The organism is Paraburkholderia sp. UCT31 (assembly GCF_014397655.1).
Taxonomy (GTDB): Bacteria; Pseudomonadota; Gammaproteobacteria; order Burkholderiales; family Burkholderiaceae; genus Paraburkholderia; species Paraburkholderia tuberum.
Genome location: NZ_VZQP01000023.1, coordinates 66,494 through 88,199, shown reverse-complemented (window position 1 = coordinate 88,199; position 21,706 = coordinate 66,494). Strand labels below are relative to the sequence as shown.

Annotated in this window: 18 protein-coding genes; 11 read left to right on the top strand and 7 right to left on the bottom strand. The window is 65.7% G+C overall.

Annotation, left to right across the window (positions count from 1 at the left end; genetic code table 11):
* The first annotated feature begins 72 nt into the window (after positions 1-72).
* From F6X40_RS20585 to F6X40_RS20570, 4 genes are all read left to right on the top strand, one after another.
* On the top strand, positions 73-1,590 hold the full coding sequence (locus F6X40_RS20585) for a DegQ family serine endoprotease (protein ID WP_187629027.1): 1,518 nt from the start codon (positions 73-75) through the stop codon (positions 1,588-1,590).
* A 278-nt stretch (positions 1,591-1,868) separates the two neighbouring features.
* On the top strand, positions 1,869-2,363 hold the full coding sequence (locus F6X40_RS20580; RefSeq protein ID WP_187629026.1) for a carboxypeptidase regulatory-like domain-containing protein: 495 nt from the start codon (positions 1,869-1,871) through the stop codon (positions 2,361-2,363).
* A gap of 147 nt (positions 2,364-2,510) precedes the next feature.
* Complete coding sequence (locus F6X40_RS20575) at positions 2,511-2,891, top strand: DUF427 domain-containing protein (RefSeq protein WP_184023015.1); 381 nt, start codon at positions 2,511-2,513, stop codon at positions 2,889-2,891.
* A gap of 34 nt (positions 2,892-2,925) precedes the next feature.
* The gene (locus F6X40_RS20570) at positions 2,926-3,648 is read left to right on the top strand and encodes a CoxG family protein (protein ID WP_184066506.1); all 723 of its coding nucleotides are present in this window, start codon (positions 2,926-2,928) and stop codon (positions 3,646-3,648) included.
* A gap of 107 nt (positions 3,649-3,755) precedes the next feature.
* On the opposite strand, the gene F6X40_RS20565 is transcribed toward F6X40_RS20570, so the two are convergent.
* Positions 3,756-4,751, bottom strand: coding sequence for a helix-turn-helix domain-containing protein (locus F6X40_RS20565; protein ID WP_187629025.1), 996 nt, complete (start codon positions 4,749-4,751; stop codon positions 3,756-3,758).
* 170 nt (positions 4,752-4,921) lie between these two features.
* Between F6X40_RS20565 and F6X40_RS20560 the strand changes: the two genes are divergently transcribed.
* Complete coding sequence (locus F6X40_RS20560) at positions 4,922-5,560, top strand: cysteine hydrolase family protein (protein WP_187629024.1); 639 nt, start codon at positions 4,922-4,924, stop codon at positions 5,558-5,560.
* 92 nt (positions 5,561-5,652) lie between these two features.
* Here F6X40_RS20560 and F6X40_RS20555 read toward each other — a convergent pair whose 3' ends face one another.
* Positions 5,653-6,294: a TetR family transcriptional regulator gene (locus F6X40_RS20555; RefSeq protein WP_184066498.1), complete on the bottom strand. Its 642-nt coding sequence runs from the start codon at positions 6,292-6,294 to the stop codon at positions 5,653-5,655.
* Between the two features lie 428 nt (positions 6,295-6,722).
* On the opposite strand from F6X40_RS20555, the gene F6X40_RS20550 reads away from it, so the two are divergent.
* Genes F6X40_RS20550 through F6X40_RS20540 form a run of 3 tightly spaced genes read left to right on the top strand, consistent with a single transcriptional unit; the run spans position 6,723 to position 12,717 of the window.
* Entirely contained in the window at positions 6,723-7,946 is a 1,224-nt protein-coding gene (locus tag F6X40_RS20550; RefSeq protein WP_187629023.1) for an efflux RND transporter periplasmic adaptor subunit, read from the top strand.
* A gap of 18 nt (positions 7,947-7,964) precedes the next feature.
* Positions 7,965-11,195 (top strand): efflux RND transporter permease subunit, encoded by a 3,231-nt coding sequence (locus tag F6X40_RS20545; RefSeq protein WP_187629022.1) that lies wholly within the window; start codon positions 7,965-7,967, stop codon positions 11,193-11,195.
* 1 nt (position 11,196) lies between these two features.
* Positions 11,197-12,717 carry an efflux transporter outer membrane subunit gene (locus F6X40_RS20540; protein ID WP_187629021.1) on the top strand — a complete coding sequence of 507 codons (1,521 nt, stop codon included), beginning with the start codon at positions 11,197-11,199 and terminating at the stop codon, positions 12,715-12,717.
* Between the two features lie 115 nt (positions 12,718-12,832).
* On the opposite strand, the gene F6X40_RS20535 is transcribed toward F6X40_RS20540, so the two are convergent.
* Positions 12,833-14,242: a nucleobase:cation symporter-2 family protein gene (locus F6X40_RS20535; protein WP_187629020.1), complete on the bottom strand. Its 1,410-nt coding sequence runs from the start codon at positions 14,240-14,242 to the stop codon at positions 12,833-12,835.
* A gap of 465 nt (positions 14,243-14,707) precedes the next feature.
* Here F6X40_RS20535 and F6X40_RS20530 point away from each other — a divergent pair, with 465 nt between their 5' ends.
* From F6X40_RS20530 to fghA, 3 genes are all read left to right on the top strand, one after another.
* On the top strand, positions 14,708-16,174 hold the full coding sequence (locus F6X40_RS20530; RefSeq protein ID WP_187629019.1) for a xylulokinase: 1,467 nt from the start codon (positions 14,708-14,710) through the stop codon (positions 16,172-16,174).
* Between the two features lie 163 nt (positions 16,175-16,337).
* Positions 16,338-17,444, top strand: coding sequence for an S-(hydroxymethyl)glutathione dehydrogenase/class III alcohol dehydrogenase (locus tag F6X40_RS20525; protein WP_187629018.1), 1,107 nt, complete (start codon positions 16,338-16,340; stop codon positions 17,442-17,444).
* A 15-nt stretch (positions 17,445-17,459) separates the two neighbouring features.
* Entirely contained in the window at positions 17,460-18,311 is an 852-nt protein-coding gene (gene fghA / locus F6X40_RS20520) for an S-formylglutathione hydrolase (RefSeq protein ID WP_187629017.1), read from the top strand.
* Positions 18,312-18,395: 84 nt separating this feature from the next.
* Here the strand turns inward: fghA and F6X40_RS20515 are convergent, their stop codons facing one another.
* From F6X40_RS20515 to F6X40_RS20500, 4 genes are all read right to left on the bottom strand, one after another.
* A complete protein-coding gene (locus tag F6X40_RS20515; protein WP_090801692.1) occupies positions 18,396-19,178 on the bottom strand; it encodes a metal ABC transporter permease in 783 nt (260 codons plus the stop codon).
* Positions 19,171-20,121 (bottom strand): ABC transporter ATP-binding protein, encoded by a 951-nt coding sequence (locus tag F6X40_RS20510; protein ID WP_187629016.1) that lies wholly within the window; start codon positions 20,119-20,121, stop codon positions 19,171-19,173. Before F6X40_RS20510 ends, F6X40_RS20515 begins: the two co-directional genes overlap by 8 nt.
* Positions 20,118-21,104 carry a metal ABC transporter solute-binding protein gene (locus F6X40_RS20505; protein ID WP_187629015.1) on the bottom strand — a complete coding sequence of 329 codons (987 nt, stop codon included), beginning with the start codon at positions 21,102-21,104 and terminating at the stop codon, positions 20,118-20,120. Before F6X40_RS20505 ends, F6X40_RS20510 begins: the two co-directional genes overlap by 4 nt.
* A gap of 91 nt (positions 21,105-21,195) precedes the next feature.
* On the bottom strand, positions 21,196-21,693 hold the full coding sequence (locus tag F6X40_RS20500) for a Fur family transcriptional regulator (RefSeq protein ID WP_187629014.1): 498 nt from the start codon (positions 21,691-21,693) through the stop codon (positions 21,196-21,198).
* Between the last annotated feature and the right edge of the window lie 13 nt (positions 21,694-21,706).

Sequence of the window (21,706 nt, the reverse complement as noted above, 5' to 3'; positions counted from 1 at the left end):
TAAGACTCTTTTAAGTGATGCCCCTTACGCTCCTCGACATCCAAAGTCACTTTGTCCAGTCAGGAGCTCAAGATGAACGCGAAAACCTTGTCCCGCGGCGCCGTTGCGGTAGCTGTGGCCGCTGCGCTTTCAGCCGGCTATGTGGCGGGCCATCGCGACGTGCCAGCACCGCAGATCATCTCGCCGGCGCAAGCCGCCGCGATGATGCCAGCCGAAGCAGCCGCCAAAACCGGTATCCCCGATTTCTCCGGTCTCGTCGAGACTTACGGTCCGGCCGTCGTCAACATCAGCGCGAAGCACGTGGTCAAGCAAACCGCGATGCGTGGTAATGGCGGCAACCTCAACGGCAACCAGCTGCCGATCGATCCGAACGATCCGTTCTATCAGTTCTACAAGCGGTTCTTCGGCGGCGTGCCCGGCATGCAGGGCGGCGATGGCGGAGACGCGCCCGACCAGCCGAGCACGAGCCTCGGCTCGGGCTTCATCATCAGCAATGACGGCTACATTCTGACGAACGCGCACGTGGTCGATGGCGCGAACGTCGTCACCGTGAAGCTCACCGACAAGCGCGAGTTCAAGGCGAAGGTGGTCGGCGCCGACAAGCAGTCCGACGTCGCCGTGCTGAAGATCAACGCGAGCGATCTGCCGACGGTGAAGATTGGCGATCCGCGCCAAAGCAAGGTTGGTCAGTGGGTCGTCGCGATCGGCTCACCGTACGGCTTCGACAACACCGTGACCTCGGGCATCATCAGCGCGAAGTCGCGTTCGCTGCCCAATGAGAACTACACGCCGTTCATCCAGACCGATGTGCCGGTGAACCCTGGCAACTCGGGCGGTCCACTCTTTAATCTGCAAGGCGAAGTGATCGGCATCAACTCGATGATCTACTCGCAGACGGGCGGCTTCCAGGGCCTGTCGTTCGCGATCCCGATCAACGAGGCGATCAAGGTCAAAGACGATCTCGTCAAGACCGGTCACGTGAGCCGCGGCCGCCTCGGCGTCGCAGTACAGGGCTTGAACCAGACGCTCGCCGAGTCGTTCGGCATGCAGAAGCCGCAAGGCGCGCTGGTCAGCTCGGTCGACGCCAACGGGCCGGCGGCCAAGGCTGGCTTGCAGCCGGGCGACGTGATCCTGTCGGTGAATGGCGACGAAGTGAGCGATTCGACGGATCTGCCGGCGAAGATCGCAGGTCTCGCGCCGGGCAGCTCGGCGACGCTGAAAGTGTGGCGCGATAAGGCCAGCAAGGACGTGAAGGTGACGATCGGCTCGTTCTCGGACGCAAAGGTTGCGTCGGCGAACAAGACCGATCAGCAGACCCAGTTGCAAGGCCGTCTCGGCGTCGCTGTGCGGCCGTTGACGCCGGAAGAGAAGAGCAGCGCGTCGGTGTCGCACGGTCTGCTCGTACAGCAGGCAGGCGGCGCGGCGGCGAGCGCCGGCATCCAGGCGGGCGACGTGATTCTCGCGGTCAATGGCCGTCCGGTCACGAACATCGATCAGCTGAAGCAGATGATTTCGGGCGCAGGCAACAGCATTGCGCTGCTGATCCAGCGGGATAACGCGCAGATTTTCGTGCCCGTAGATCTCGGCTGATCCAGTATCCGGGCGGTTCGAACGGATCGCCCACCCCAGTTTGAGCTGTAGTAGCGATTGCCGGTCCTTTGCATTTACTGCAAGGACCGGTTTTTTTTCGCCTGTCCGCACCGTGCTACGGCGAGCAGCGCGGGCAGGGCGAAACGCGCCACGCGGCTTGTTGTCACGGTCGCGCATGTCCAGTCGACGCAACCGGATGGTTGGCACGCAGGTTGCTTCGACCTTGATTTGGGCCTGTTCGGGGATTGGGCAAGGACTGCAACAAGGAGAGCGAACCGATGAAAACCCAACGCAATCAGCAAAGGATCGTAGCCGTCGCGCTGTGCGCGGCGCTCGCGTTCGGACTGGCGGGCGGTGCATACGCGCAGCAGGCGGGCGCGACCGGTGGCTCGACGACCGACAACACCAGCGCGGGCAACACCAACGGCGACGGTCTGCCGCAAGTCCAGCAGCAGGGCGACGTGTCGTACGTGTCGGGCGGCGTCGGCCTCGACGAATCGCGGGCGTTGCGACAAGCGCAAAGCCAGTGGCCACTGACGCTGCGCTTCACCGGACCCAACGCCGAGTTTCTCGCGGATGTGCACGTGCGTATCGTCGATGCCCATAACGGCGAAGTGCTGAACACGACGTCGCGCGGACCGTTCATGCTGGTGCGCTTGAGCCCCGGCCGCTATACGGTGCACGCGAAATACAACGACAGCGAGCAAACCCGCTCGGTTAGCGTGCCGGCGCACGGCAACGTCAAATCCGCGTTCATCTGGAACGCGAAGTAACGGGTCGATCGGTCCGCCGCCGCGCAGCAAGCTTGCGCAATCGGCCGAAGTTTGGCCGATAATGAAGCCACGGGCAGCTCCCGTGGCTTTGCCGTTCCGGCGGCAACAGCCGGCAGTGCAGCACCCACCCCATCACGGAGCCTGGACATGAGCGATGCGTCGACATCTGCGGGACGGCTGGACGGCCATACCATCGTGATCCGCGACAATGGTCACCGCGTGCGCGTGATTCACGGCGGCGTGACGATGGCCGACACCCAGGCCGCGCTGACGCTATCGGAGACCGGCCTCGCCGACGTGTTCTATTTCCCGCGCGAGCACGTGAACATGGCCCGGCTCGAACGCTCGACGCACACGTCGCATTGCCCGTTCAAGGGCGACGCGTCGTACTTCCATCTGCGCACCGAAGATGGCGTGATCGAGAACGCGGTGTGGTGCTACGAGGCGCCGTTCGAGCAGGTCAGTCGCATCAAGGGCTATCTCGCTTTTTACGCATCGCGCGTCGACCGCATCGATCAGACGTCCTGATCCCGCAGTCGGCGCGTTCATCGGGGAGGTTGTCATGGAACTGAACGACGCGTTACGGATTCCGCTGGCGCCGTCCGAGGTCTGGGACGCGTTGCAGGACCTTGCGCTGTTGCGTGCCAGCCTCGACAACTGCGAGTCGTTCGTGCGTCTCGCCCACGGCGAATACGCGCTGACGATGACCGTGCCACTCGGCCCGTTGCGCGCGCATTATCAGGCGCGCGCGCACGTCGCCGGCCAGGATTCCGGCCCGGCGGACGCGCAGCGCCGCACCATCAACTTCAAGGCCCTGGCCGAGGGCATCGGCGCGTTGCGCGGTCAGATCGAAGTGCGTTTGCGCGCGGACGAGGGGCGGGAGCGCGGCACGCGCATCGACTACACACTGTGGGCGACGTCGTCGGGACCGCTCGCCGAGTTGCCGACGCGCCAGCTCGAGAACGCCTTGCGTCAGATCGCCGACGATTTTTTCGCCGAGTTCGATGCCGTCGTGCGCGCCAAGCACGGCAAAGGGCCGAACCGCGCGCGTGGCACGGCGCCGCGTCGCCAGCACGTGTTTTTGCGGCCGATCACGCTCGGCGGCATCGCGCGGCGAGCGCGCATCGAGCACAGCCATGCGCTGTCGGGGCGCGCGGCGAGCGCGTCGCATAGCTGGTCGCATCACGAGCCCGGTCAGCATGTCGTGCCGTACTGGGCGTGGGCCGGGATGATCTTTCTGGTCGCACTATTGTTGTATGTCGCGCGCTGGTTCAGCGAGCATTGAGGCCGCGAGCCGCGCGCAGCCCCTGATGGAACGCGCGACAAACATCCCGCGCGACTACGAAATCCCGGTGACGCACTACGAAATAGCGGTGCTCCCGCCGCCTTCATCTAATCCCCGCGAAACTCCCGCCGCCACGCGCTCGGCGACGTGCGAAACGCGTCCGCGAAATGCTGCCGCAGCGATGCGGCCGAGCCGAATCCGGCGCTCGCCGCGATCGCTTCGACCGACTCGTCGGTGCTTTCCAGCAGCTGTTGCGCACGCGCGAGCCGCTGCGCGAGCAGCCACGCGCCGACGGTGGTGCCGGTCGCGAGCCGGAAGCGCCGCGTGAAGGTGCGGCGGCTCATCAACGCGCGCGCGGCGAGCGTGTCGAGCGTATGCGGCGTGGCCAGGTTGCCGCTCACCCAGTCGAGCAGGCCGGACAGGCGATCGCCGCGCGGCTTCGGCGGCATCGGCTGCTGCACGTATTGCGCCTGGCCGCCCTGGCGATGCGGCGACACGACGAGCCGGCGCGCGACGTGGTTCGCCACCCGCGCGCCGCAGATCTTGCGCAGCACGTGCAGGCAGCAGACGAGGCCGGCGGCGGTGCCGGCCGAGGTCAGCACGTTGCCGTCGTCGACGTACAGCACGTCGGCGTCGAGCCGCACGCGCGGGTAGCGGCGCGCGAAGTCGTCGGCCCAGGCCCAGTGCGTCGAAGCGGGCCGTCCATCGAGGATGCCCGCGGCGGCCAGCACGAAAGCGCCGAGGCACAGGCCGACGAGCAGCGCGCCGCGCGCATGCGCGGCCCTCAGCGCGTCGAGCAGCTCGGCGGGCGGGGTTTCGGCGGGATCGCGCCAGCTCGGCACGATGATCGTCTGCGCGTCGGCAAGCGCTTCGAGTCCGTGTATGACCGCGATCGAGAAGCCCGCGGTCGTCGCGAGCGCGCCCGTCTCCGCGGCGCAGACGCGAAAGTCGAAGTCGGGAACACCGCCGCCGCGACGGTCCTCGCCGAACACGACGCACGGCACCGACAGATGGAACGGGCTGATGTGGTCGAACGCGACGACGGCGACGACGTGGCGCGGCGCCTGATCGGAGACGTCGTCGGAAGATGCGAAGGTGGTCATGCCGGGCGCCTCATGAAAGCCATAAGTATGGCCCGATTCTAGCGAAGGTTGTCATTCGGGCCGCTGTCGACGGGCGGGCAGCGGAGCAACAATGCCGTCATTGCCCTCGCGCCGCGGCCACCGCGCTGGGCGCGCGCCATCGACCGCTTTTTCTGACAAGGAGCCTTGCCATGAGCACACCCGCGCCGCGCCGCGCGCTGATCGTCATCGACGTGCAGAACGAATACGTGAGCGGCGACCTGCCGATCGAATTTCCGGACGTGAGCACGTCGCTCGCCAACATCGGTCGCGCGATCGATGCAGCGCGCGCCGCCAGCGTGCCGGTCGTGATCGTGCAGAACGTCGCGCCCGCCACCGCGCCGCTGTTCGCGCGCGGCAGCGCGGGCGCGGAACTGCACACGGTCGTGAGCTCGCGCGCTCATGATCATTTCGTCGAGAAGTCGCTGCCGAGCGCATTCGCTGGGACCGATCTGGCCGACTGGCTCGCCGCCCGGCAGATCGATACGCTGAGCGTTACCGGCTACATGACCCACAATTGCGATGCCTCGACGATCAACCACGCGGTGCATGCTGGCCTCGCCGTCGAGTTCCTGCATGACGCAACCGGCTCGGTGCCGTATGAAAACAGCGCGGGCTTCGCGAGCGCGGAGGAGATTCATCGCGTGTTCAGCGTGGTGCTGCAGTCGCGCTTCGCGGCGGTCGCGAGCACCGATCAATGGATCGCGGCGCTAAAGAGCGGCGCGCCGCTCGAGCGCGGCAACATCTATGCGTCGAATCAGGCGGCGCGAGCGCGCCGGGCGGTTGCCTGAACCCGGCGCAGGGGCGGTGGCCCGGTCCAAAAACAGAAACGGGCGGTTCACCGAACCGCCCGCTGTTCCAATCCGTCACCCTGGCGCGCCTTCTACGCCGCCTTCCTGCGCAACGCCGGACTCAGGCGCAAGGCGTCGAACATCGCTTCCACCATCTGCTGCGCTTGCGCGCCGAAGTCGGTCGCGTCGGGCAAAAACAGCATGTCGCGCAAAGAACCGCCGACGAACGCGTGGACCATCGCCGCGGCAAGCTTCGTGTCGAGGTCGGCGGGCATCTGGCCTTTGGAGATCGCATTGCGCAGACCGCCCTCGATCTTCGCGAGCCCCTCGCGCATATTGTTCTGATACCGTTCCATCACCGGCCCCATATCTTCGACCAGCTCGCACTTCAGAAACAGAATGTCGAACACGCGGCGGCGGCGCGGATCGTTGGCAGTGTCGCGCAGGCAGACCACGCAGACTTCAATCAGGCGTCCGAGCGGATCAGCTTCGTTGGGATCGAGCGACGCCGCCTTCAGTTCGTCGAGCGGCAGCAGCACGCGGTCGAACATTTCGGTGAACAGCTCGCTCTTATGTGCGAAATGCCAATAAATGGCGCCGCGCGTGACGCCCGCGGCCTGCGCGATATCGGCCAGCGACGTGCGCGATACACCCTTCTCGAAGAAGACCTGTTCGGCCGCGTCGAGAATCCGGTTGCGCGTCTCCAGCGCCTCTTCTTTGGTTCTTCTGACCATATTGGTGTAGCCTGCGCTGATCCTGGGGTTTATGCGGACAGTCTTAAGTCGGTCTGATGACGCTTTGACTACTTCTGAAGCGAATTGCGACGCGAATCTGCGGTACCCCAGCCTCGGAAGATATGAATGCACTTTTACATGCATTCATGAATGTATATATAATAGCACCCCACGATCGGATAGCCCAAGTCGTGACGAGCGGTTAATATCCGTCACTGTTGCCTTTCGAAAGCGCTTTCGCGGCCACCAAACGGCGGCGCTGCGCGGCATTCCCCGGTATGGCGCATTCGTAGCAGGGTGCCCTGCAGGCGCAGGTTTGCATCCATGGGCTTCCGGTCGAGCGTCGCGAGACGCTTGTGTGCGCTGTCGTCCCCGGGGTAGGGATGCGCGCACTTTTTCATTTCTCAGTCTTTGACAGAGGTCGCTCCATGCGCGTCGAACGGGTTCCATTCCGCTTAATCAGTGCCGCGACGGCTGCCATCTTGCTGGCGGCGTGCGGACCAAAACAATCTGCCCCGCCGCCACAGACGCCCGAAGTCGGCGTCGTCACCCTCCAGCCGACGACCGTGCCCGTCGTCACCGAACTTCCCGGCCGTACCAGTGCCTTCCTCGTCGCGCAGGTGCGCGCGCGGGTCGACGGCATCGTGCTGCGCCGCGAGTTCACCGAGGGTAGTGAGGTCAAGGCCGGCCAGCGTCTGTACAAGATCGATCCGGCGCCGTACATCGCGTCGTTGAACAACGCGAAGGCATCGCTCGCGAAGGCGCAGGCGAACCTGGTGACGACCACCGCGCAGGCCAATCGCTACAAGGTGCTGGTCGCGGCGAACGCGGTCAGCAAGCAGGACTACGACAACGCGGTCGCCGCCGAAGGCCAGGCTGCCGCCGACGTCGCCGCGGGCAAGGCCGCGGTCGATACCGCGCAGATCAACCTCGGCTATACCGACGTGACCTCGCCCGTGACCGGCCGGATCGGCGTGTCGCAGGTCACGCCGGGCGCCTTCGTGCAGCAGAGCGCGGCCACGCTGATGGCCACGGTCCAGCAGCTCGATCCGGTCTACGCCGACCTCACGCAATCGAGCCTCGAGGGTCTGAAGCTGCGCCGCGAGGTCCAGGAAGGGCGTCTCAAGACGACCGGCCCGGGCGCCGCGCAGGTCACGCTGGTGCTGGAAGACGGCCGCATCTATTCCGAGAAGGGCAAGCTGCAGTTCACCGACGTGACCGTCGACCAGGGCACCGGTTCGGTTACGGTGCGCGCGATCTTCAAGAACCCGAACCACGTGCTGCTGCCGGGCATGTTCGTGCGCGCGAAGATCGACGAGGGCGTCAACCAGAACGCGCTGATCGTGCCGCAAGTCGGCGTCACGCACGACCAGAAGGGTCAGCCCACCGCGCTCGTCGTCGGCAACGACAACAAGGTCGAGCTGCGTCAGCTCGTCACCTCAGGCACCTTCGGCTCGTACTGGGTGGTCTCGGACGGCCTGAAGGCGGGTGACCGCGTGATCGTCCAGGGCACCGACAAGGCGCATCCCGGCCAGCTGGTCAAGCCCGTGCCGGCGCAGCTGCCCGGCAACCCGGCTTCCGACGCCGCCGCAAACGGCGCCCAGACAGGTCAACCCGCGGCTCAGCCTGCCTCCGCCGCTTCGGGCGCGTAATAACAGGGAGCCCGCCTCATGGCAAAGTTCTTTATTGATCGCCCGATTTTTGCATGGGTGATCGCCATCATCCTGATGCTCGCGGGTCTCGCGTCGGTGTTCACGCTGCCGATCGCGCAATACCCGACCATCGCGCCGCCGTCCATCCAGATCAGCGCAACCTATCCGGGTGCTTCGGCGAAGACGGTGGAAAACACCGTTACGCAGGTGATCGAGCAGCAGATGAGTGGTCTGGACCACCTGCTGTACCTCGCGTCGACCTCGGACGACACGGGCACGGCCACCATCACGCTGACGTTCGCGGCCGGCACCAACCCTGACATCGCGCAGGTGCAGGTGCAAAACAAGCTGCAGCTCGCCACGCCGCTGCTGCCGCAAGCGGTGCAGCAGCTCGGCACCAAGGTCACGAAGTCGAGCAGCAGCTTCCTGCTGGTGATGGCGTTCGTGTCGACCGACGGCAGCATGAACAAGTACGACCTCGCGAACTACGTCGCGTCGAACATTCAGGATCCGGTCAGCCGTATCGACGGCGTGGGCACGGTGACGCTGTTCGGCTCGCAGTACGCGATGCGCATCTGGCTCGACGCGAACAAGCTGAATAACTTCGGTCTGACGCCGCTCGATGTCGAAACCGCGCTGCAGGCGCAGAACGTGCAGGTCGCGGGCGGCTCGCTCGGCGGCACGCCGTCGGTGCCGGGTCAGGTGTTGCAGGCCACGATCACGCAGGCGACGCTGCTCAATACCCCCGAGCAGTTCGGCGACATCCTGCTGAAGGTGAATCAGGACGGCTCGCAGGTGCGTCTGCGCGACGTGTCGCGCGTCGAGCTCGGCGGCGAAAACTATAACTTCGACACCAAGTACAACGGTCAGCCGACGGCGGGCTTCGGTATCCAGCTCGCCACGGGCGCGAACGCGCTCGCCACCGCGAAGGCGGTGCGCACGAAGATCGCCGAACTGTCGAAGTACTTCCCGCACGGCCTGGTGGTGCAGTACCCGTACGACACGACGCCGTTCGTGCGCCTGTCGATCGAGGAAGTGGTCAAGACGCTGCTCGAAGGTATCGTGCTGGTGTTCCTCGTCATGTACCTGTTCCTGCAGAACCTGCGCGCTACGCTGATCCCGACGATCGCGGTGCCGGTGGTGCTGCTCGGTACGTTCGCGATCATGAACGTGGTCGGTTTCTCGATCAACACGCTGTCGATGTTCGGTCTCGTGCTCGCGATCGGCCTGCTGGTGGACGACGCGATCGTGGTGGTGGAAAACGTCGAGCGGGTGATGCAGGAGGAGGGCTTATCGCCTCGCGATGCAACCCGCAAGGCGATGGACCAGATCACCGGGGCGCTCGTCGGCGTGGCCCTCGTGCTGTCGGCGGTGTTCGTGCCGGTGGCGTTCTCGGGCGGCTCGGTCGGCGCGATCTACCGGCAGTTCTCGCTGACGATCGTCGCGGCGATGGTGCTGTCCGTGCTCGTCGCGTTGATTCTGACGCCGGCGCTGTGCGCGACGATCCTGAAGCCGATTCCGAAGGGTCATCACGAAAAAGCGACCGGCTTCTTCGGCTGGTTCAACCGTACCTTCAACACGAGCCGCGACAAGTACCACTCGGGCGTGCACCACGTGATCAAGCGCTCGGGCCGCTGGCTCATCATCTACATGGTGGTGATCTTCGCGGTGGGGCTGCTGTTCGTGCGTCTGCCGAAGTCGTTCCTGCCTGACGAAGACCAGGGCACGATGTTCGTGCTGGTGCAAACGCCGTCGGGTTCCACGCAGGAAACTACCGCGCGCGCGCTGAAGGACGTGTCGGACTACCTGCTGAACGAGGAGAAGGCGATCGTCGAATCGACCTTCACGGTGAACGGCTTCAGCTTCGCGGGTCGTGGCCAGAACGCGGGTCTCGTGTTCGTGCGGATGAAGGACTACGCGCAGCGCCAGCACGCGGACCAGAAGGTGCAAGCGCTGGTGGGCCGTCTCTACATGCACTTCAGCACCTACAAGAACGCGACGGTGTTCCCGGTCAATCCGCCGTCGATTCCTGAACTCGGCACCGCGGCGGGCTTCGACTTCCAGCTGCAGGACCGCGCGGGTATCGGTCACGCGAAGCTGATGGAAGCGCGCAACATGCTGCTCGGTCTGGCGGCGAAAGATCCGACGCTCGCGCAGGTGCGTCCGAACGGCCTGAACGATACGCCGCAGTTCAAGGTGAGCATCGACCACGAGAAGGCTTCGGCGCAGGGTGTTTCGCTCGCCTCGATCGACCAGACGTTCTCGATCGCATGGGCCTCGGCGTATGTGAACAACTTCCTCGACACCGACGGCCGGATCAAGAAGGTCTACCTGCAGGGCGACGCACCGTTCCGGATGAAACCGGAAGACGTGAATGCCTGGTTCGTGCGCAACGGCGCGGGCGCGATGGTGCCGTTCTCGGCCTTCGCGAGCACCGAGTGGACCTTCGGTTCGCCGAAGCTCGAGCGCTACAACGGTATTTCGTCGGTGGAAATCCAGGGTGCGGCCGCGCCGGGCAAGTCGACCGGTCAGGCGATGGCGGCGATGGAACGGATCGTCACCAAGCTGCCGGCGGGAGTCGGCTACGAGTGGACGGGTCTGTCGCTGCAAGAGCGTCAGTCGGGTTCGCAGGCGCCAATTCTGTACGGCATCTCGATTCTCGTCGTGTTCCTGTGTCTCGCGGCGCTGTATGAAAGCTGGTCGATCCCGTTCTCGGTGATCATGGTGGTGCCGCTCGGTGTGATCGGCGCACTGCTGGCCGCGACGCTGCGCGGGCTCGAGAACGACGTGTTCTTCCAGGTGGGTCTGCTGACCACCGTGGGTCTGTCGGCGAAGAACGCGATTCTGATCGTGGAATTCGCGCGAGAACTGCAGCAGAGTGGAGGCATGGGACCGATCGAAGCCGCGCTCGAAGCGGCGCGTCTGCGGTTGCGTCCGATCCTGATGACCTCGCTCGCGTTCATTCTCGGCGTGCTGCCGCTCGCGATCAGTAACGGCGCGGGGTCGGCCAGCCAGCACGCGATCGGTACCGGCGTGATCGGCGGCATGTTGACGGCGACCTTCCTCGCGATCTTCATGATCCCGATGTTCTTCGTCGTGATTCGCGCGAAGTTCGGCGGTGAGAAGGAAGACCCGGATGAGGCGCTGCGCCACTATGAACAGCACCATCCGCACGATCCGCAAGGCGGCGCGCCGGGTGGCACGACCGACGGGTCGGATGGCAATGGCTCGGGCAAGGATGGGCATTGAGATGCAAAAACACTCTTTGATTGCAGTGGCGGTCGCGCTGCTCGCCACGGGTTGCACGCTGGCGCCGCACTACCAGCGGCCCGCCGCGCCCGTGACGGCGACTTTCCCGACGGGCGGCGTGTACGACCAGCAGCCGGGCGCGCAGGGCGCGCGCGGCGCGAACGGCCTGGCTGCCGCCGACATCGGCTGGCGCGACTTCTTCGTCGATCCGCGTCTGCAGCAGCTGATCGAAATCGCGCTGAAGAACAACCGTGATCTGCGTGTGTCGGTGCTGAACATGCAGGCGTCGGCGGCGCAGTACCGTATCGTGCGCGCGGGCCTGTTCCCGACGCTCGACGCCGCGGCTTCGCAAAGCCGGCAGCGCACGCCGCGCGATCTGCTGGCGTTGCCCAACGGCCCGACGATTACCAACACGTATTCGGTGGGCTTGAACGCGTCGTGGGAAATCGACTTCTTCGGGCGCGTGCAGAGCCTGAAGGATCAGGCGTTGGCCACGTACCTCGGCACCGCGCAGGCGCGCAAGTCCGCGGAAATCGCGCTGGTGTCGCAGGTGGCGAACCAGTACATGACGGTGCTCGAACTGGACGATCTGCTGACGGTCACGCAGAACACGCTGAAGACGGCGCAGGAGTCGTTTCGGATCACCAAGCTGCAGTTCGACAACGGCACCGGTTCGGAACTCGATCTGCGCCAGTCGCAAACGGTTGTCGAAACCGCGAGCGCGGACCTGCAGGCGCAGATGCGTTTGCGGGCTCAGGCTGACAACGCGCTGGTGCTGCTGATCGGCGAGCCGTTGCCGGCTGATCTTGCGCCAGGCCTGCCGCTGAGCGACCAGAGCCTGCTCACGGATATTCCGGCGGGCCTGCCGTCCGATCTGCTGACGCGCCGTCCCGACATCATGGAGGCCGAGGAAAATCTGCTCGCGGCCAACGCGAACATCGGCGCGGCGCGCGCCGCGTTCTTCCCGAAGGTCACACTGACCGGCAGCGCCGGCACGCTGAGCCCGACGCTCGGCGGGCTGTTCAAGCCGGGTTCGGCGGCGTGGAGCTTCGCGCCGTCGATCACGCTGCCGATCTTCGAGGGCGGTCAGAACATGGCCAACCTCGATCTCGCCAACATCGAGAAGAACGTGCAGATCGCCACGTATGAAAAGGCGATCCAGACGGCCTTCCGCGAAGTGGCGGACGGACTGGCCGCGCGCGGCACGTACGACGAGCAGATCGCGGCGCTCGAGCGGGATGTCGCGGCCGAGCAGCGCCGGCTGGATCTGTCGACCCTCCGTTATACGAGCGGTGTCGACAGCTATCTTTCGGTGCTGACCGCGCAGACCTCGTTGTACGAGGCTCAGCAGGCGCTGGTCACCGCGCGCATGGAACGTCTGCAGAACCTGGTCACGCTGTACCAGGCGCTCGGCGGCGGCTGGATCGAGCACAACGGCGACCAGCCGCGTCCCGCCGACGCGCCGGTCGACTACGGTGCGGCGAGCGCACCGGTCGCGGCTTCGGCGGCGACGGCAGGGTAAGCGCTGCGGCTCGATGAACCGCTGAAGTAAAGCAAAAACGCCACGGCATGCCGTGGCGTTTTTGTTGATTCGCGGCGTTCGGTGCCGCTCGCCGCATCATCGCTGCATCAAAAGCTCAATGCAGATCCGCCGCCCGCAGCATCTCGTTGCTCTGCGGTGCGCCGCCCGCGCTGGCGTCGAGATCGTGCCCGGCGCGGCGAAGCTCGCTCTTCGCCATCTTCTCGCTCTTCACGCCGTTGAAGATCAGGTTCAGCGCGACCGCCGACACCGACGCGAGCAGAATCCCGCTATGTAGCAGCGGCGACAACGCCGGCGGCAGTTGCGAGAAGAAGTGCGGCGAGACGACCGGCACGAGGCCGAGCCCGATGCTGACCGCGACGATGAAGAGGTTGTGCTGATTCCTCACGAAGTCGACGCGCGACAGCACCTTGATGCCGTTCGCCGCGACCATGCCGAACATCACGATGCCCGCGCCGCCGAGCACGAACGCCGGCACCGACGCGACCACCTGCGCCATCTTCGGGAAGAGGCCGAGCAGCACGAGGATCACGCCGCCCATCGCGCAAACGAAGCGGCTCTTCACGCCGGTCACGCCGATCAACCCGACGTTCTGCGAGAACGACGTATGCGGGAACGAGTTGAAGATGCCGCCGATCAGCGTGCCGAGACCGTCGACGCGCAAGCCACGCACCAGCGTTTTCTGATCGACCGGACGATCGACCATGTCGCCGACCGCGAGAAACATGCCGGTCGATTCGATGAACGTGACGAACATCACGGTGACCATCGTCGCGATCGACAGCGGATCGAAGTGCGGCAGACCGAAGTGGAACGGCATCACGAAGCCGACCCACGGCGCGTGCATGACGCCGTCCAGGTTGACGCGGCCGAGCATCAGCGCGATCGCGAAGCCCGCGACGATGCCGAGCAGCACCGAGATATTGGCGACGAACCCCCTGGCAAACCTGTTGATCAGCAGGATCAGCGTCAGCACGAGCAGCGCCAGGCCGAGATATACCGGATTGCCGTAGTCGGGATTGCCGACACCGCCGGCCGCCCAGTTGATACCGACCTCCATCAGCGACAGGCCGATCACCGAAATCACGACGCCGATCACGACCGGCGGGAAGAAGCGCAACAGCTTGCCGACCGCGGGCGCGAGCAGAATGCCGATCACGCCGGCCGCGATCGTCGAGCCGAAGATGTCGAGGATGCCGAGCGAAGGATTGGTGCCGATCGCGACCATCGGGCCGACGGCCGCGAACGTGCAGCCCATGATGACGGGCAGGCGGATGCCGAAGATCCACAGTCCGAGCGTCTGGATCAGCGTGGCGATGCCGCAGGAAAACAGATCGGCGCTGATCAGGAAGGCGACCTGGTCTTTAGGCAGCTTCAGCGCCGCGCCGATGATCAGCGGCACCGCGACCGCGCCAGCGTACATGACCAGCACGTGCTGGATGCCGAGAGTGAGCAACTGGCCCGCCGGTAGGCGCTCGTCGCACGGGTGAACCGTGTTCGCTTGCATATCGTCTGTCTCCACCATCTCGTTTTGGGATGACTCCAAGGTATCGGGGACGAAAAGTCGCAACAAGACCATACGTGGCTATTCCGGCATTCCCGGCGACGATATGCAGAGACCTGTTTTGAAAGGCAAATTAAAGCCACGCGTGGGACGGATCGGCCGTCGGACGCCAGAGAACCCTATGCAGTGGGGGCCGCGGGCGGTGCATGGCGTGCGCGGCGCGGGTTCGTCGCGCGAGGGGATATGTGTGAGAATCAATGACGTGTATCACGCTTCACGCATAGTCCTGTTTTGATGACGCTCGCAGCACGGCGGGGTTAACCCGCGAATGGTTTTTTTCGCGTGTTTTCCGAGCCGTTTGTTCAACGTTCGCGGCGTCTGTGCAGCTTCGCCCTTGAGCTTCGCTTTCCCACTTCGTCGCCAGTCTCGCTGGCTCCTTCTTCACCTCGTTTCAACGTCCCTGCGCTCATGAGTTTTCTCGGCATCGACCTCGGCACCGGCTCCCTGAAAGCGGCAATCGTCGACGAACATGGACGCGAGCAGGCGGTATCGAGCGTCGCTTATGCGCTCGTTACGCCGCACGCGGGTTGGGCCGAAATCGACGTCGAGACCTGGTGGAACGCGCTCGTCCATGCGATGGCGGGCCTGCCGCGCGAGCTGCGTGACGGCGTGCGCGCGATTGGCTTCTCTGGCCAGATGCACGGCGTCGTGCTGCTCGATGCAAACGGCGCAGCGGTGCGGCGCGCCATGCTGTGGCCGGACTCACGCGCGCTCGCCATGCTCGACGCGTGGCCCGAGCCGCAACCGAATCCGGTCGCGCCCGGCATGGCCGGACCGCTGCTGCGCTGGCTCGTGCTGCAAGAGCCGGATGCCGCGCGCCGCACGCGCTGGGCGCTGCAGCCGAAGGACTGGCTGCGCGTCGCGCTCGGCGGCGCGTGCGTGACCGATGCGTCCGACGCGTGCGCGACCGCGCTCGCCGATCCCGCCGGCGCGTGGGACACGGCGCTTCTGCAACGCCTCGAGATTCCGCCCGAGTGGTTCGCGCCTGTGGCGCCGTCGTATGCGGCGGCGGGCGCGCTGTCGCCGCAGGCCGCGCAGGCACTTGGCTTACTGGCCGGTATCGTGCTCGCCACCGGCGCCGCGGATACGCCGTGCGCGGCGCTCGGCAGCGGACTCGTGCGTGACGGCGACGCGCTGCTGACGACCGGCACCGGCGGACAGATCGTCGTGCTCGCGAACGACGAGCCTGCGCCGCTGAAGGGCTTGCATCGCTATCGCGCGGCGAGCGATCACTGGTATCGGATGGCGGCGATGCAGAACGTCGGCATCGCGCTGGAGCGGGTGCGCGGGTGGCTGTCGTTTGGGTGGGCGGAGGCTTACCGAGAGGCATTTGACGATGCGGCTGATGCAAGCGCTCATGCCGCCGCTGAAGTGGCGTCGACGCTGAGCTTCCTGCCGTACCTGACCGGCGAGCGCACGCCGTGGCTGAACCCGCAGGCGCGCGGCGGCTGGCTCGGTTTGTCGCTCGAGCATACGCGCGGCGCGATGATGCGTGCCGCGTTCGAGGGCGTCGCGTTCTCGTTGCGCGCGGGGCTCGACGCGATTCGCGCGAGCGGCGCGCCGGTGACGGCGCTCAAGCTCGCGGGCGGCGGCTCCGTCGATGCGCGCTGGCGACAACTGCTCGCCGATGCGCTCGACGTCGACCTGCATGCGGTCGATTGCCCGAACGCGGCGCCGCGCGGCGCGGCGATCCTCGGCGGTCTCGCGTGCGGCCACTGGCAGACGCGCGATCTCGCCGCGCTCGCGCCGGGCGCGACGCGCGTCGCGGGTCCACGAGGCGATGCGGCGCTTGCTGAACGCTATGCGCGCTTCGTCGATCTGTATGTCCGGGTCGAGCCGTGGTTCGGTGGTAGCGCGCCGTGCGAAGCGCAGTGACAGCGAGGGCGTTGAACACGGTGCCGAGCGCAGCCATCGGCGACGCAGCCTTCACGCACTATGCAATACCATGACGCTTTTCGCGCGCCACGTAGTCGCCGGCACGCGATGCCATTTCGCATTCACGCACTCACGGACTCACGGACTCACAGGAGCATTGACGATGAAGACCAAAGCAGCAATCGCATGGAAAGCCGGCGCCCCGTTGACGATCGAGGAAGTCGATCTCGAAGGTCCGCGCGCCGGTGAGGTCCTGATCGAAGTGAAGGCGACGGGCATCTGCCACACCGACTACTACACGCTGTCGGGCGCCGATCCCGAAGGCATCTTCCCGGCGATTCTCGGCCACGAAGGCGCGGGCGTGATCGTCGATGTCGGGCCGGGCGTCGGCACGCTGAAGAAGGGCGATCACGTGATTCCGCTCTACACGCCCGAATGCCGTCAGTGCAAGTTCTGCCTGTCGCGCAAAACGAATCTCTGCCAGGCGATCCGCGCGACGCAGGGCAAAGGCCTGATGCCCGACGCGACCTCGCGCTTCTCGCTCGATGGCAAGCCGCTGTTTCACTACATGGGGACGTCGACGTTCTCGAACTACATCGTCGTGCCGGAGATCGCGGTCGCGAAGGTGCGTGAAGACGCGCCGTTCGACAAGATCTGCTACATCGGCTGCGGTGTGACGACCGGCGTCGGCGCGGTCGTGTATTCGGCGAAGCTCGAGGCGGGTGCGAACGTGGTGGTGTTCGGGCTCGGCGGTATCGGGCTGAACGTGATTCAAGGCGCGAAGATGGTCGGCGCGGACAAGATCATCGGTGTCGATCTCAACCCGGGCCGCGTCGAGCTAGCGAAGAAGTTCGGCATGACGCACTTCATCAACCCGAACGAAGTCGAGAACGTCGTCGATCACATCGTGCAGTTGACCGACGGCGGCGCCGACTACTCGTTCGAATGCATCGGCAACGTGAAGGTGATGCGCCAGGCGCTCGAATGCACGCACAAGGGTTGGGGGCAGTCGTTCATCATCGGCGTCGCGGCGGCGGGCGAGGAGATCAGCACGCGGCCGTTCCAACTGGTGACGGGCCGCGAGTGGAAGGGCTCGGCGTTCGGCGGCGCGCGAGGCCGCACCGACGTGCCGAAGATCGTCGACTGGTACATGGAAGGCAAGATCAATATCGACGATCTGATTACGCACCGTCTGCCGCTCGAGCGCATCAACGAGGGCTTCGAGCTGATGAAGAAGGGCGAGTCGATCCGCTCGGTCGTGCTCTACTAAGCGAGGAGCGTCGCGATGCTCGAACTACTATCGTCGCACGCCTGCCACGGCGGCGAGCAGCGCTTTTACCGGCACGAGTCGCGCACCATCGGTCTGCCGATGCGCTTCTCGGTCTATCTGCCGCCGCAGGCGTTGCGGGGCAATGCGAAGGTGCCCGCGCTGTTCTACCTCCCGGGGCTGACCTGCACCGAAGAGACGTTCGCGATCAAGGCCGGCGCGCAGCGCTTCGCGGCCCGGCCCGGCATCGCGCTGATCGCGCCGGATACGAGCCCTCGCGGCGCGGGCGTGCCAGGCGAGAGCGATGCGTGGGACTTCGGCGTCGGCGCGGGCTTTTATGTCGATGCGACCGAGCAGCCGTGGGCGCGGAACTACCGCATGTACTCGTATGTGCGCGACGAGCTGCGCGAAACGGCGCTTGCGAACCTGCCGATCGATGGCGCGCGTCTCGGCATCTTCGGTCATTCGATGGGCGGCCACGGCGCGCTGATGCTCGCGCTGCGCAATCCGGACATTTATCGGTCGGTGTCGGCGTTCGCGCCGATCGCGGCGCCGATGCGTTGTCCCTGGGGCGAGAAGGCGTTTAGCGGTTATCTCGGCGAGAACCGCGAAGCGTGGAAGCAGTACGACGCGAGCGAGCTGGTTTCGCACGCGACGCACAAGTTCGCGGAAGGGATTCTCGTCGATCAGGGGCTCGCGGATCAGTTCCTGCCCACGCAGCTCAATCCCGACGTGTTCGAAGCGGCGTGCAAGGCCGCGGGGCAGCCACTGACGTTGCGCCGGCATGCGGGTTACGACCACGGCTACTACTTCATCTCGACGTTCGTCGAGGATCATCTCGCGCATCATGCGAAGGTGTTGCTCGGCTGAAAACGTCGGGTAGCGCGGGATGAAATAAAAAACGGCGGCACGTCACGTGCCGCCGTTTTTTCGTGTGATCGGCGTAAGCGCCGCTCAATGCCGCTTCAACAGACTCCCGCCATACACCACCGCCGACAGCGCGGTGATCCAGAAGCTCGTCGGGCAATCGGTATAGAACGCGAGCGTCAGCCCGAGCCACGCCTGCGCGAGCGCGAACACGGCCGCGAGCACGAGACCCGTCGACAGCCGCGTGCTCAGGTTCTGCGCGGCGGCGGCCGGCCCCACCATCAGCGTGAACACGAGCAGCACGCCGACGATCTGCGTGCAAGCGGCGACGGCCAGCGCGGCGATCGCGAGAAACAGCACCGACACGCGGCGCAGCGACACGCCCTTCGCTTCGGCCAGCTCCGGTTGCAGCGACGCGAACAGCAGCGGCCGCATGATGGCCGCGAGCGCGGCCAGACTGACGACGCCCAACGCCGCGAGCACACCGAGCGTCGCTGCATTGACGCCGAGCACGTTGCCAAACAGCAGCGCCGTCACCTGCGTCGCGTAGGCGGTGAAGAAATGCAGAAACAGCAGCCCAAAGCCGAGCGACAAGGAAAGGATTACGCCGATCGCGACGTCGCGGCCGGCGAGCCGTTCGCCGAGCGCGCCCATGCCCACACCGGCCGCGAGCGTGAAGCCGATCATCCCCCAGATAGGCGAGATGCCGATCAGCACCGCGCCGGTCGCGCCGGTGAAGCCGACGTGCGACAGCGCGTGGCCCGCGAAAGTCTGTCCGCGCATCACGAGAAAATAGCCGACCACGCCGGCCAGCACCGCGACGATCCCCGAGGCCGCGAATGCGTTCACCATGAAATCGTATTCAAACATCGTGCGTGTGTCCGTCGCGTAAGTCGTGCGGGTTTGGGCGACTGTGTGAGTGGCCGTGCGAATGCGTATGTCCGCCGTCCTCGTCGTGTTCGTGCTCGTGATCGTGCTTCTCGACTTCGACGCCGCCCGACATCACGAAGATGCGGCCGTTCACGCGCATCACGTCGATCGGCGAGCCGTACAGACGCGACAGCACCGGCCGCGTGATCACTTCGTCGACGGTGCCGAGCGCCGCGACGCCGCTGCCGAGATACAGCACGCGATCGATCGAGTTCAGCAGCGGATTGAGTTCGTGCGCGGAGAACAGCACCGCGATGCCGAGCTCCTGCTGCACGCGCCGCACCAGTTCGACGACGCTCTTCTGGTGATGCGGATCGAGACTGATCAACGGTTCGTCGAGCAGCAGCAGTTTCGGATTGCCGAGCAGGCATTGCGCGAGCAGGAGCCGCTGCCGTTCGCCGCCCGACAACTCCGACAGTGGCCGCTTCGACAGATTCGTCCCGTCGACGAGCTCGAGCACCCGATCGACGTCCGCGCGCGTTTTTGCATCCGCATGCGGCAAGCCCCAGCGATGACCATCGGCTGCCATCGCGACCAGATCGCGGCCGCGCACGCGACGGCCGGCGAGCGCGCTGCGCGTCTGCGGCATATAGCCGATCGACGCGTTGCCGCGCTCGACCGTCTGCCCGAGCACGCGGATCGCGCCGCCCACGGCCGGCACGAGGCCGAGCACCGCGCGCATCAGCGTCGTCTTGCCCGCGCCGTTTGGCCCGAGCACGCCGATGAACTCGCCCTGGTTCACGACGAAGCTGGTATCGCGCAGGATCGTGCGGCCGCCCAGATCGAGCGTCGCGTTGTCGAGTTCGAGCACGGGCCGGTCGCCGCGCGCGGTGGGTGCGCCTGATTGCGCACCTGCTGGCGTTTGATGGCCAGTCGGAATCATGGAGCCTTTCCTTGCGCGTTCGCGCTGGTCGCGCCAATCGCGCCGTTCGTGTCACCCGCCGCGAGCGCTTTCTGCAACGCATCGAGCTGCGTCAGCATCCACGTCTGATAGGTCTTGCCGGGCGGCAGGGTTTCGGTGACGCTCATCGTCGGTACCTTCGATTGTTGCGCGAGCTTCAGCATGCGTTTGGTCAGCGCCTCGGTGGCCTGGCTGTTATAGATCAGCACGCGCACGCGCCGCTCGCGCAGATCGCGTTCGAACGCGGCGATATCGGCCGCGCTCGCTTCGGTGTCGTTCATCGTGGCGAGCTGGAAGCGCTGGTTGCGCATGGCGAGGCCAATCGCGTCAGACATATAGCCGAACACCGGCTCCGTCGCCGTGACCGGCAAGCCCGCATAGCGGCCGTGCAGCTCGGCGACCTTCGCGTCGATCGGCTTCAGCGAATCGAGAAACTTCGCGAGGTTCGCATCGTACGCCGGCTTGTGCGCCGGGTCAGCAGCGCTGAGTGCGTCGCAGACCGCGCGCGCGACTTTCGGCATCGTCGCCGGGTCGTACCACAGGTGCGGATTGTCGCCGCCTTTTTTGCCGACGAGGTCGGCCGCGACGATCACTGTGCGATGCGCGCCTTTCGACGCGGCCAGCAGCTTCGCCATCCACGGATCGTAGTCGGCGCCGTTGTAGACGACGAGGCTCGCGTGCTGCAACGCGCGCGCGGTGGCCGGGCTCGCTTCGAACAGATGCGGGTCCTGGTCCGGGTTGCTGAGGATGCTGGTCACGTCGACGCGATCGCCGCCGAGTTGCCGGACCACGTCGCCATAAAAGTTCTCCGCGGCGACGACCGGAATTTTCGCGTCGGCGGCGAACGCGTTGTGGCCGAAGCCGAGCGCCGCGATCGCGAGCAGACAGGTGTACAGGGTGCGCACAGACGTCGAACGCTTCAGCGCGCGGTGCGCTCTGGACAACATCAAGCCGATTGTTTTCATCGTTGTTTCCTGCTGGGTGAGAGTTGAATCAGCCACTCGCGGTGGCAAGGCCAAATACAGGGTGGCGCTTAGCGCGGCGCCGCGCGCCTGATCAGGACGAAGTGCCTGCTGCGCCGCCGGCGCCGCCAGGCTTCGCCGCTCGCGCACATGGTCCGCACAGTCCACTTAGCTCGATCACCTGACGATGCACCTCGAAGCCATGCGCGGGTGCGCTGTGCGACAGGCGGTCGGCGAGCTCGTCGCCGGGAATCTCGACGGTCGCGCCGCAACCGTCGCATATCAGGAACTGGCTGCGATGCGGCACGCCGATTTCGCAGCAGGCGACGAACGCGTTCTTCGATTCGATCCGGTGCACGAAGCCGTGCGCGACGAGGAAGTCGAGCGCGCGATAGACGGTGGTCGGCGGCATGCGACCGCGCTCGGGGGCGAGCGCGTCGAGCAACTCGTACGCGCCGACCGGCCGCTCGCTCGCGACGATCGCCGCGTACACCTGGCGGCGCAGCGGCGTCAGCGCGAGCCCCTGCGCCGCAGCGTGCGCGTCCGCATGCGCGAGCCGCATGGCGTGCTGTTCGGCGAGCGAGGTAGTCATCGGCGTGAATCTC

Excerpts from the sequence above, each read along its gene's own strand:
- F6X40_RS20585 (WP_187629027.1), top strand. The coding sequence starts at position 73 with ATGAACGCGAAAACCTTGTCCCGCGGCGCCGTTGCGGTAGCTGTGGCC.
- F6X40_RS20580 (WP_187629026.1), top strand. The coding sequence starts at position 1,869 with ATGAAAACCCAACGCAATCAGCAAAGGATCGTAGCCGTCGCGCTGTGC.
- F6X40_RS20575 (WP_184023015.1), top strand. The coding sequence starts at position 2,511 with ATGAGCGATGCGTCGACATCTGCGGGACGGCTGGACGGCCATACCATC.
- F6X40_RS20570 (WP_184066506.1), top strand. The coding sequence starts at position 2,926 with ATGGAACTGAACGACGCGTTACGGATTCCGCTGGCGCCGTCCGAGGTC.
- F6X40_RS20565 (WP_187629025.1), bottom strand. The coding sequence starts at position 4,751 with ATGACCACCTTCGCATCTTCCGACGACGTCTCCGATCAGGCGCCGCGC.
- F6X40_RS20560 (WP_187629024.1), top strand. The coding sequence starts at position 4,922 with ATGAGCACACCCGCGCCGCGCCGCGCGCTGATCGTCATCGACGTGCAG.
- F6X40_RS20555 (WP_184066498.1), bottom strand. The coding sequence starts at position 6,294 with ATGGTCAGAAGAACCAAAGAAGAGGCGCTGGAGACGCGCAACCGGATT.
- F6X40_RS20550 (WP_187629023.1), top strand. The coding sequence starts at position 6,723 with ATGCGCGTCGAACGGGTTCCATTCCGCTTAATCAGTGCCGCGACGGCT.
- F6X40_RS20545 (WP_187629022.1), top strand. The coding sequence starts at position 7,965 with ATGGCAAAGTTCTTTATTGATCGCCCGATTTTTGCATGGGTGATCGCC.
- F6X40_RS20540 (WP_187629021.1), top strand. The coding sequence starts at position 11,197 with ATGCAAAAACACTCTTTGATTGCAGTGGCGGTCGCGCTGCTCGCCACG.
- F6X40_RS20535 (WP_187629020.1), bottom strand. The coding sequence starts at position 14,242 with ATGCAAGCGAACACGGTTCACCCGTGCGACGAGCGCCTACCGGCGGGC.
- F6X40_RS20530 (WP_187629019.1), top strand. The coding sequence starts at position 14,708 with ATGAGTTTTCTCGGCATCGACCTCGGCACCGGCTCCCTGAAAGCGGCA.
- F6X40_RS20525 (WP_187629018.1), top strand. The coding sequence starts at position 16,338 with ATGAAGACCAAAGCAGCAATCGCATGGAAAGCCGGCGCCCCGTTGACG.
- fghA (WP_187629017.1), top strand. The coding sequence starts at position 17,460 with ATGCTCGAACTACTATCGTCGCACGCCTGCCACGGCGGCGAGCAGCGC.
- F6X40_RS20515 (WP_090801692.1), bottom strand. The coding sequence starts at position 19,178 with ATGTTTGAATACGATTTCATGGTGAACGCATTCGCGGCCTCGGGGATC.
- F6X40_RS20510 (WP_187629016.1), bottom strand. The coding sequence starts at position 20,121 with ATGATTCCGACTGGCCATCAAACGCCAGCAGGTGCGCAATCAGGCGCA.
- F6X40_RS20505 (WP_187629015.1), bottom strand. The coding sequence starts at position 21,104 with ATGAAAACAATCGGCTTGATGTTGTCCAGAGCGCACCGCGCGCTGAAG.
- F6X40_RS20500 (WP_187629014.1), bottom strand. The coding sequence starts at position 21,693 with ATGACTACCTCGCTCGCCGAACAGCACGCCATGCGGCTCGCGCATGCG.